The following is an 8,865-nucleotide window of genomic DNA, read 5'->3' as shown; positions in this document are numbered from 1 at the left end:
GCTCGGCCTGAACCTCCCAGGCGCGGGCGTAGGCCCGATCATCGACGGGTTCCCAGCCGAACACCGCCCGCATGTCGTCGACGGTCTGTTCCCGATCGGCCATGGAACGCGCACAGTAGAAGAACTCGAGCTCGACGATCGGGCAAACCGCGATCAGCCCGGCCGCTGCCGCGCGTTGCCAAGCGAAGGCGTCCGGATCCTGTTTCATGATCGGCACCAATGCGCTGGTGTCGATCAAGAACTGGGCCGCGCTCACCGCCGGTAGTTCCGCTTGTCCTCGAGCAGATCCATATCGAAGGCACCGTCGGCGGCGGCATCCTGCAGTCGTATCAGTGCAAGTGTCCGTCGCCGGTTCTCCAGCACTTCACGGAGCGCCGAATTCACCGTGTCTTTTTTTGTGCTGGTACCCAGTGTTTTCGAGACGTCGGCAAGCAGTTGATCATCGACATCGATCACAGTCCGAGCCATGTGCAACCCCCTTGATATCTAGTCGTATATCAAGGATATCAGCACAGATACACGCGGTCGAGGCGATTCTGGTCAGAAGAGAGTGGGTTCACCGAAGCCGGGGGTGCGTTCGACTTCCAGGAGGCGTTGTTTGGTGGTGATGCCGCCGGGTGCGGAGAAGCCGGTGAGGGCGTGGTCGGCGGCCAGGACTCGGTGGCAGGGGATGATCAGGGGGATCGGGTTGCGGCCGAGCGCCTGTCCGACGGCCTGGGCCGCGCCCGGTGCGCCGATACGGTCGGCGACCTGGCCATAGCTGAGGGTGTGGCCGGGGTCGATGGCGCGGGTGACTTCGTAGACGGCGCGGTGGAATTCCGGAATTCCATTGGTGCTCACGGGAATCCAGCGCAAATCGTCGAGTTCCCCGGCGAGGTGGGCCTGGATGCGGGCGATGGCTTCGGCGATCGGGCCGATGGGTTTCGCCTCCGGAATTTCCTCGGCGTCCGGAATTCGGCTGCTGCGGCGCATGATCCGGGTCCGCGTCGCGGCGGGGCTCGCCTCGGGCAGTCCGAATCGGAATACGCGGTCGTCGATCCAGGCGATCGCGCAGGTACCGATTGCGGTTTCGAACAGCGCCGACCCGGTGACCGGGCGAGCGGAAGCACTCATACGGTCAGTGTGCACGCCCGGTCCGACATCTTCGACCAGACCAGTCCAGTTCTCAAAAACTGGCCTGGATGCCACCGGCGGTCGGCTTCACCGCTCCGCAACTCGGGTTCGAGATCCGGCGCTGCGCGGTCCGCTCGGGATGCCTGAGGGCCGGAGCGTCCGGATCCGGCACATCGTTGCGGCCGTAGATCGCGGTGAGATCCGCGTATTGACGCTGGTTTTCGTAGTAGGAAGGCGACCAGTCGGTCAGCGGGCCCGGCGCGTGGAACCGTTCGAGGCGGAAAACCTCGCTCGGGCGCCGCCGGGCGAATCGGTGGACGAGATAGGCGAAGGCGGCGATTACGAGCAGGGTGGCGAGGGCGGTCATAAAAGCAAGGGTGCGCGCACTGGCCTTGTCATTGAATATCCACTTCGCTAATACTGGACTTTATGTCGACGAGAGTTATCGGTGCCGCCAGCCTTGCCCGCGATCTGGGGAGTTGGCGCAGTGCGGACGAGAACGGCGAACCGGGGGAGCGCCGGTCGACGCGCCCGGCCTATCTGGCTCTCGCCGAAGGCATCCGCCTGCTCATCCACGATGGTCGCGCACCGCTCGGCGTCGCACTGCCCAGTGAGCGCGACCTCGCCACCACGCTCGGCGTCAGTCGCACGACCATCACCTCCACCTACAGCCTGCTGCGCGAACACGGCTACCTGATCAGCCGTCAGGGTTCGCGCAGCACCGTCGCCCTCCCGCGCGACGTGCAGCACGACGGCACCAAACCGGCCCGCAGCATTCTGGCGATGATGGCGCAACCGGAACTGCCGACCATCGATATGACCTACGCCGCGATGGCCGCGCCCCTGGAGATGCAGGAGGCATATTCTATTGCGCTGCAAGGTCTTCCGGCCTATCTCGGCACGCATGGTATGGATCCGGTCGGTGTGCTCGCGCTGCGCGAGGCGCTGGCCCGCCGCTACACCGAACGCGGCCTGCCCACCGAACCGGACCAGATCCTGGTCACCCTGGGTGCCCAGCACGGCCTGCGCCTGCTGCTCAATGTGCTCACCGCGCCCGCGGCCCGGGTGCTGATCGACCACCCGACCTATCCGAATGCCATCGAGGCGATCCGCGATGTCGGCGCCCGCCCGGTGCCGGTGCCGCTGCGTCCCGAAACCCCGGAATCCGGCTGGGATCTCGACGGAATCCGCAGTGCCGCAAGGCAAACCGCGGCCACCCTGGCCTACCTGGTGCCGGACTTCAACAACCCGACCGGCCTGCTGCTCGACGCCGACGGCCGCGCCGAACTGACCGCCATCGCCCGCGAGACCCGGATGACCGTGGTGATCGACGAGTCGATGGTGGACCTGAGCCTGACCGACCGGACCGCGCCGCCGCCGGTCGCGGCCTTCGCCAAGGGCAGCGAGATCATCACCATCGGCTCGGCCTCGAAATCCTTCTGGGGCGGTCTGCGCGTCGGCTGGATCCGCACCAACCAGTCGCTGATCACCAAACTGCTCGGCATCCGCTCCACCGTCGACCTCGGCACGCCCGTCATGGATCAGTTGGCCACCATCCACCTCCTGGAGAATGCGGGCACCATCCTTGCCCGCCGTCGCGATCAACTCCGCGCCCAGCGTGCGGCCCTGCTCGCCACGCTCGGCGAGGAGCTGCCGGACTGGCGCACGATCGTCGGCGACGGCGGCATGTCGGTCTGGGCGCAGCTACCGGCACCGGTCTCGACCGCACTGGCCGCCACCGCCCCCAACCACGGTGTATTGCTCGCCGCCGGACCGAGATTCGGTGTTCAGGGTGCCTTCGAACGCTTCATTCGCCTGCCCTTCACCCATCCCGAACCCGAACTCCGTTTGGCGGTGAAGTCGATCGCCACCGCCTACGAAGCCCTCACCCCCCGCGCCGCCGACCCCCTCCAACCCCTCACCTGCTACTGATCGGGTAGTGCAATATCGAGGGTATGGATCTCATTTCGGGACCGCGGGTCCCCGATAGTGTTGACGGCTTCCGTGAGTTGGCGGGCGCGCGGTTGGGCGGATTTCCGCATACGGAGGTTGCCGACGCGCCGGGTCTTCGCCGGGCGGCGGTGTTGTTGTGCGTGGTGGCGGTAGACGGTCCGCCGTCGGTGATGGTCATCAAACGCGCGTATCGCGGACGCAATGCCGGGCAATGGGCGCTGCCGGGTGGGCGGGTCGACGACGGGGAAACCGTTGAGCAGGCGGCAATACGTGAATTGCACGAGGAACTCGGACTGACCGCGAGCCCGGCCGATCTGCTCGGCAGGCTCGACGACTTTCCCGCCGCATCGGGTTTCGTCATCACGCCGATCGTGGCGGCTCTAGCCGACGCGTCCGAGTTGCGGCCCAGTCCGGACGAAGTCCACTCGGTCCATCAAGTGGATCTCGCCCGGCTGGCCGCCGACGATGTCCCGCATTGGGTGCATCCGAACGAGGCGGTGCGACAACAGGATCTGCGGCCCGATGCCCCTTCCGTGCCCTACGACGGCCCCGGTCTACTGCAGATGCGCCTCGCCGAGAACATGACCATCCACGCACCGACCGGTGCCATGCTCTGGCAGTTCCGCGAAGTCATACTGCTCGGCCGAGACCCCGACGCCGCACGGATCGCGCATTTCGCCCAGCCGGAATGGACGCGGAACTAGCTCAGAGGGTCATAGTTATCAGCCCACCCAGACGGATTCGATCGGCGTCGCCTCGCTCGGCGGCGGGGTGGGCGTACCGGCAGGGGTGCGCGAGAAGCGCGGGGCCGGTGCGTGCTGGACGACACCGTCGATCTCGATCAATCCGGTGCGGGCGGCAATGTGCGGATTCTGTTCTGCCTCGGTGAAGGTCAGCACCGGTGTCGTGCACGCGTCGGTGCCGTCGAAGATCGCGGCCCACTCGTCGCGCGTCTTGGTCTTGAACTTCTCCGTGAACAGCTTCTTCAGCTGATCCTGGCCATTCGGATCGAGCTGCATCGGCAGGCCCTCGGGATCAATTTCCAAGCCCTGCAACAGTTCCGCGTAGAACTGCGCCTCGATCGCCCCGACGGCCATGTACTTGCCGTCCGAGGTCTCGTATGTGTCGTAGAACGACATACCGGTATCGAGCAGGTTGGTGCCGCGCTCGTCCGACCACAGGCCCATGCCGCGCATCCCCCAGATCATGTGCGAAAGAGCAAGCGCCCCATCGATCATCGCCGAATCGATGACCTGCCCCTTACCGGAATTCTGCCGCTCCACAAGGGCCGCGAGAATGCCGAATACCAGGAACATCGAGCCGCCACCGAAGTCGCCGACCATATTCAGCGGCGGCACCGGCCGCTCGCCCTTGCGGCCGATGGCGTGCAACACGCCGGTCAGCGAAATGTAGTTGATGTCGTGTCCGGCGCGTTCGGCCAGCGGACCGTTCTGACCCCAGCCGGTCATCCGGCCGTAGACCAACCGCGGATTGCGTGCGAGCACCGCATCCGGGCCGAGGCCCATGCGCTCGGTGACGCCGGGTCGGAAGCCCTCGATCAGCACATCGGCCTTCTCGGCGAGTGTGAGCACCTTCTCGATATCCGCCGGATCCTTCAGGTTCGCCTCGACGATGGTGCGCCCGCGCCATTGCGGCCGCTCCATGAAGCCGGGCAGCATGCCGGGCCGCTGTACCCGCACCACATCGGCGCCGAGGTCGGCCAGTAGCAGCGCCGCATGCGGACCGGGGCCGATACCGGCCAGCTCGATGACCTTGATGCCCGCGAGCGGGCCTTGTTTGGCGGTGGATGGTGTGCTCACGCCTACCTCGGTTCGTCGTTGATCCAGCGCTCCCCGGGCGACCCGAGGCTGTATTGACAGTATGACAATAACGCCGGAGCTATATGCGAGACGGGTTCGCACGCCCCAATGCGGAGTTCAGTCGATAAGCCCCGCCGCGGCCGTGGAATACCGCCATCAGCAGCGCGCCCACCAGGGCGGCACCGATTCCGGCGTAGACATGCGACGGCAGGTCGGCCCAGTATCCGATGACGACCGCGAGTGCGAGTCCGAAGGTGCCTGCCACCGCATTGCGTAGCGGATCGTTACCCCACACATTCGGAAACTGTTCGCCGACCATGCCTTTGACGAAATGCGGGACCGCATTCGCACCGAACAGTCCGGCCAGTGCTGACAACAGCATCGTTTGCCACATGGCGAGCCACCTTCTTTTCAGTCAACGGTTGTAGACCGAAAGTTAGCATGGCGCTTCGATTCGGTCAACAGCCGTAGACTGAGCCCATGAATTCTCGCCCTCGCAGCCGCGCCGAGCAACGGCAGAGCACACAATCCCGGATCCTGGATGCGGCCCGGCGGTTGTTCGCAGAGGTCGGCTACGACCGGGCCACCATTCGCGCGATCGCCGCCGAGGCGCAGACCGATCCCGGACTGGTGATGCGCTATTTCGGGTCGAAAGACAACCTCTTCGCCCAGGCTTCCGGTTTCGAACAGGAAGACATGGTGACCGGCACGCCCGAAGAGGCGGCAGGCCAACTGCTCACGGCCCTCGAAACCAAGCTCGCCCAGCAGCCCACCGACGCCCTCGCCGCGATCCGGTCCATGTTCACCCACCCCGATGCCGCAGCCGAAGTGCGACTCGCCATGGTGTCCCGGCAGCGGCAAGCCGCCGAGCATCTGGCCGACGACGATGCGGACCTGCGCGCCGGGCTCATCGGCGCGATCACCATCGGCACCGTCGTCGGTCGACATTTGCTCCAGCTCGACGGACTGCGTGACGCCTCGCCCGAGCGGATCACCGCGCTGCTCCGCGGCGCCTTCCTCGACATCGCCTGCGGCCCGACGGCCTAACCTTCGGATCCGAGCTGACCAGGTCGAATACCGTGTCAGTGGACGTGTCAGGTCGGTGTCAGGTCAGTATCAGGCCGACCGATGACAGTCGTCGCATGACAACTTCAGCAATTGCGGCTTCCGGGCTGCGGAAGGCCTACGGGGACAAAGTCGTCCTCGATGGCATTGATTTGAATATCGGTGCGGGGACGATCTTTTCGCTGCTCGGTCCGAACGGGGCGGGCAAGACGACGACAGTGAACGTGCTGACCACGCTGTTGAAGGCCGATGGCGGCACGGCGCATGTCGCCGGGCACGATATCGCGTCCGAGACCAAGGCGGTCCGCGCGGCGATCGGAGTCACCGGCCAGTTCGCGGCGGTGGATGATCTGCTGACGGGGGAAGAGAACCTCCAGTTGATGGCGGATCTGCACCGTCTGCGGGGCGGCGAGGCCAAGCGGGTGGTCAGCGAGCTGCTGGAACGATTCGATCTGGTGGAGTCGGCGCGAAAGCGGACAGCGACCTATTCCGGCGGTATGCGCCGGAAGCTGGACCTGGCGATGACGCTGGTCACCAGGCCGGAAATCGTTTTCCTCGACGAGCCGACAACGGGGCTGGATCCGCGTAGCCGTCGCACGATGTGGGACATCGTGCGGGATTTGACGGCCGGTGGTGTGACGATCTTCCTCACCACGCAGTACCTCGAGGAAGCCGATCAGCTGGCCGACCGGATCGCGGTGCTCGACCAGGGCCGGATAGTCGCCGAGGGCACTCCCGACGATCTCAAGCGCCGGGTACCGGGCAGCCACATCCGGCTCCGGTTCACCACTGTCGTGGAACTGGATGCGGCGGCGGGGATCCTGCCCGGCTCCACCCGCGACGACGAGGCGCTGACCTTGCGGGTGCCGGGCGACGGTGGCACGAAATCACTGCGCCACCTGCTGGATCGGCTCGCCGAAATCGCGATCGAGGCCGATGAGGTCTCCGTCCACACCCCCGACCTCGATGATGTTTTCCTTTCCCTGACCGGTCACGCGACCACGGAGGCCAACGCACAATGAGCACCATTTCCGCACCGCTGGCCGATTCGACGATCATGCTGCGGCGCAACTTCAAACACATCGCCCGGACTCCGGTCACGGTATTCAACGCGGCTCTGATGCCGGTCGTGATGATGTTGATCTTCGTGTACGTGTTCGGCAGCGCCTTCGACATCGGCGGGCACTACATCGATTACGCGACACCGGGCATGATCCTGCTGGCCATCAGCTACGGGTTGTCCGGCACCGCGGTATCGGTGAGCTCCGATATGGCCAAGGGCATCATCAACCGGTTCAAGGTCATGGATGTCTCCCGTAGCGCCGTACTGACCGGTCACGTCGTGGCCACCATATTGACCAATGCGGTAGCCATCACGGCCGTTATCGGTGTGGCCTTCGCGCTGGGGTTCCGGCCGCCCGCGACCGCGCTCGACTGGCTCGGCGCGATCGGCATCATGGCGGCAACCTCTTTCGCGGCCTCGTGGCTCACGGTCGCCTTGGGTATGGCTGCGAAAACCCCGGAATCCGCGGGCATGGGCGTTGTGCCGCTGATCATGCTGCCCTTTGTGAGCAGCGCGGTCGTGCCTGCCGACAAGATGGGACAGGGCGTTCGGCAGTTCGCGCAGTATCAGCCCTTCACGCCGATCATCGAAGCGTTGCGTGGATTTCTGAACGGTCACCCGTCGGGCGGTTACACGGCCGCCGCGCTGGCCTGGTGCGCCGGGTTCGCCATCGTCGGATACCTGTGGTCACGTGCCACGTTCAACAAGAGAGCGTAGTCGCGGCCAGTTCACGCCAGTCCGCCTCCGCACCCTCACTCATCGCCTCGGTGAAGCGCGCTTCACCGAGGCGATGTCGTGCTGTCTGCTCGATGCGGGCCGCATCCGGTTGGGAACGGTCGGGAAGTCCGCGTACTCCGGCACTCGCCGCGAGCAGGCGCGCGGCCTGCTCGATTCGGTCGGCACGCAGCGCCAGGTCCGCGATTCCGACGAGTACCTGGGCGATGAGGGGCGCGTATCCCGCCTCGGCCGCCGCCCGGAAGGCCGCTGCGTATTCTTCGCGGGCTTCGTCGAGACCGGCTGCGAGGTAGCCGAGCAGGTTGTGTCTCACCGCCCTGATTTGCGCCTGCTCCGCATCGCGGCCAAGTGCGGTTGTCGCGACGTCGATCTGCCGGTATGTCTGCTCGGTGTCGCCGCTCCACCGGGCCAGTTCCGCCTTCTCCAGTGCCAGAACAGCCAGTGTGTTCGGCCAGGCGGACTGATCCGCGCACCGCTGCGCCTCGGCCATGGCCGCCGCGCTCGCCTCCGCATCACCGAGCAGCCAGTACAACTGAGCCTGCCTCGACCGCATTCGGACGACATCGTCGATCGTGCCCACCTCGGTGACCACCGCGATCGCCTGATCGAAATACCCGCAGGCAGTGGCGAATTCGCCGCGTACGGCGATGCGATCCGCCAGCTCGGTCAGCGCGAACGAAATCCCCCAGCGCTCGCCGATGGCCCGGAACTCGGCCAGCGCGGTCTCGAGATACTCGTCCGCCTCCCGCCCGTCCTGGCCGAGCACGATCCGCATCCTGCCCAGGAGTAGCCGGGCTAGTGCACGCACCCAGGGGTCTTCGTCGGTGAGCAGCGGTTCGAACGCGGACAGATACTGGTCCGGCCCCTGCAACATGTGTTCCAGCGCGGCGGTGAACGACAGCAGCGGGTAGCGGGACCGACTGCGCAGGCTGAACCGGTAAGCCTTGTGGATCCATTCGTCCACCTGGCGCTCGTCATTGGGTCCGGAGGACATGAAGTGCACGATCAGCCCGTACACGATGGCCAGGGTCTCATCGTCCACCTCGCCGGGCAGGTCGGCGGCGGCGGTGATCAGCTCCATGCCCTCGGCCTTGTGCCCGCTGAGCCACCAGTACC

The 8,865-nt window shown here is 65.8% G+C and carries 11 protein-coding genes and 1 pseudogene; 5 read left to right on the top strand and 7 right to left on the bottom strand.

All coding sequences use genetic code 11. The annotated features are described in order from the left end of the window. The 4 genes from NP3_RS17715 to NP3_RS17700 form a co-directional block, all read right to left on the bottom strand. Positions 1–256 (bottom strand): PIN domain-containing protein (locus NP3_RS17715; RefSeq protein WP_157124374.1); only part of this gene is annotated, 256 nt, incomplete at its 3' end. Further along, positions 253–468, bottom strand: coding sequence for a type II toxin-antitoxin system VapB family antitoxin (locus NP3_RS17710; protein WP_063042695.1), 216 nt, complete (start codon positions 466–468; stop codon positions 253–255). The genes NP3_RS17710 and NP3_RS17715, both read right to left, overlap by 4 nt. Before the next feature lie 72 nt (positions 469–540). Then, complete coding sequence (locus NP3_RS17705) at positions 541–1,113, bottom strand: methylated-DNA--[protein]-cysteine S-methyltransferase (protein ID WP_063042693.1); 573 nt, start codon at positions 1,111–1,113, stop codon at positions 541–543. Positions 1,114–1,165: 52 nt separating this feature from the next. Continuing rightward, positions 1,166–1,480 carry a hypothetical protein gene (locus NP3_RS17700; RefSeq protein WP_063042691.1) on the bottom strand — a complete coding sequence of 105 codons (315 nt, stop codon included), beginning with the start codon at positions 1,478–1,480 and terminating at the stop codon, positions 1,166–1,168. A gap of 62 nt (positions 1,481–1,542) precedes the next feature. On the opposite strand from NP3_RS17700, the gene yczR reads away from it, so the two are divergent. After that, on the top strand, positions 1,543–3,045 hold the full coding sequence (yczR, locus tag NP3_RS17695; protein ID WP_063042689.1) for a MocR-like transcription factor YczR: 1,503 nt from the start codon (positions 1,543–1,545) through the stop codon (positions 3,043–3,045). A 23-nt stretch (positions 3,046–3,068) separates the two neighbouring features. Beyond that, positions 3,069–3,770, top strand: coding sequence for an NUDIX hydrolase (locus NP3_RS17690; RefSeq protein WP_063042687.1), 702 nt, complete (start codon positions 3,069–3,071; stop codon positions 3,768–3,770). Positions 3,771–3,788: 18 nt separating this feature from the next. Here NP3_RS17690 and NP3_RS17685 read toward each other — a convergent pair whose 3' ends face one another. Together NP3_RS17685 and NP3_RS17680 are read right to left on the bottom strand one after the other, a co-directional pair. After that, positions 3,789–4,886, bottom strand: coding sequence for a CaiB/BaiF CoA transferase family protein (locus tag NP3_RS17685; RefSeq protein WP_063042686.1), 1,098 nt, complete (start codon positions 4,884–4,886; stop codon positions 3,789–3,791). A gap of 79 nt (positions 4,887–4,965) precedes the next feature. Beyond that, a complete protein-coding gene (locus NP3_RS17680; RefSeq protein ID WP_063042684.1) occupies positions 4,966–5,280 on the bottom strand; it encodes a hypothetical protein in 315 nt (104 codons plus the stop codon). Positions 5,281–5,366: 86 nt separating this feature from the next. Here NP3_RS17680 and NP3_RS17675 point away from each other — a divergent pair, with 86 nt between their 5' ends. The 3 genes from NP3_RS17675 (at position 5,367) to NP3_RS17665 (ending at position 7,731) form a co-directional block, all read left to right on the top strand. After that, entirely contained in the window at positions 5,367–5,933 is a 567-nt protein-coding gene (locus NP3_RS17675; protein ID WP_063042682.1) for a TetR/AcrR family transcriptional regulator, read from the top strand. 95 nt (positions 5,934–6,028) lie between these two features. Then, positions 6,029–6,973 carry an ATP-binding cassette domain-containing protein gene (locus NP3_RS17670; RefSeq protein WP_063042680.1) on the top strand — a complete coding sequence of 315 codons (945 nt, stop codon included), beginning with the start codon at positions 6,029–6,031 and terminating at the stop codon, positions 6,971–6,973. Then, a complete protein-coding gene (locus tag NP3_RS17665) occupies positions 6,970–7,731 on the top strand; it encodes an ABC transporter permease (RefSeq protein ID WP_063042678.1) in 762 nt (253 codons plus the stop codon). The genes NP3_RS17670 and NP3_RS17665 overlap by 4 nt, the downstream gene beginning before the upstream one ends. Here the strand turns inward: NP3_RS17665 and NP3_RS49165 are convergent. Next, a pseudogene (locus NP3_RS49165) lies at positions 7,715–8,865 on the bottom strand (AfsR/SARP family transcriptional regulator); the annotation flags it as partial. The gene NP3_RS17665 and the pseudogene NP3_RS49165 sit on opposite strands and share 17 nt — an antisense overlap.

Source organism: Nocardia pseudovaccinii NBRC 100343 (genome assembly GCF_001613225.1).
GTDB lineage: Bacteria > Actinomycetota > Actinomycetes > Mycobacteriales > Mycobacteriaceae > Nocardia > Nocardia pseudovaccinii.
The sequence above is the reverse complement of the archived record's forward strand: the minus strand, read 5'-3'. Positions and strand labels throughout refer to the sequence as shown.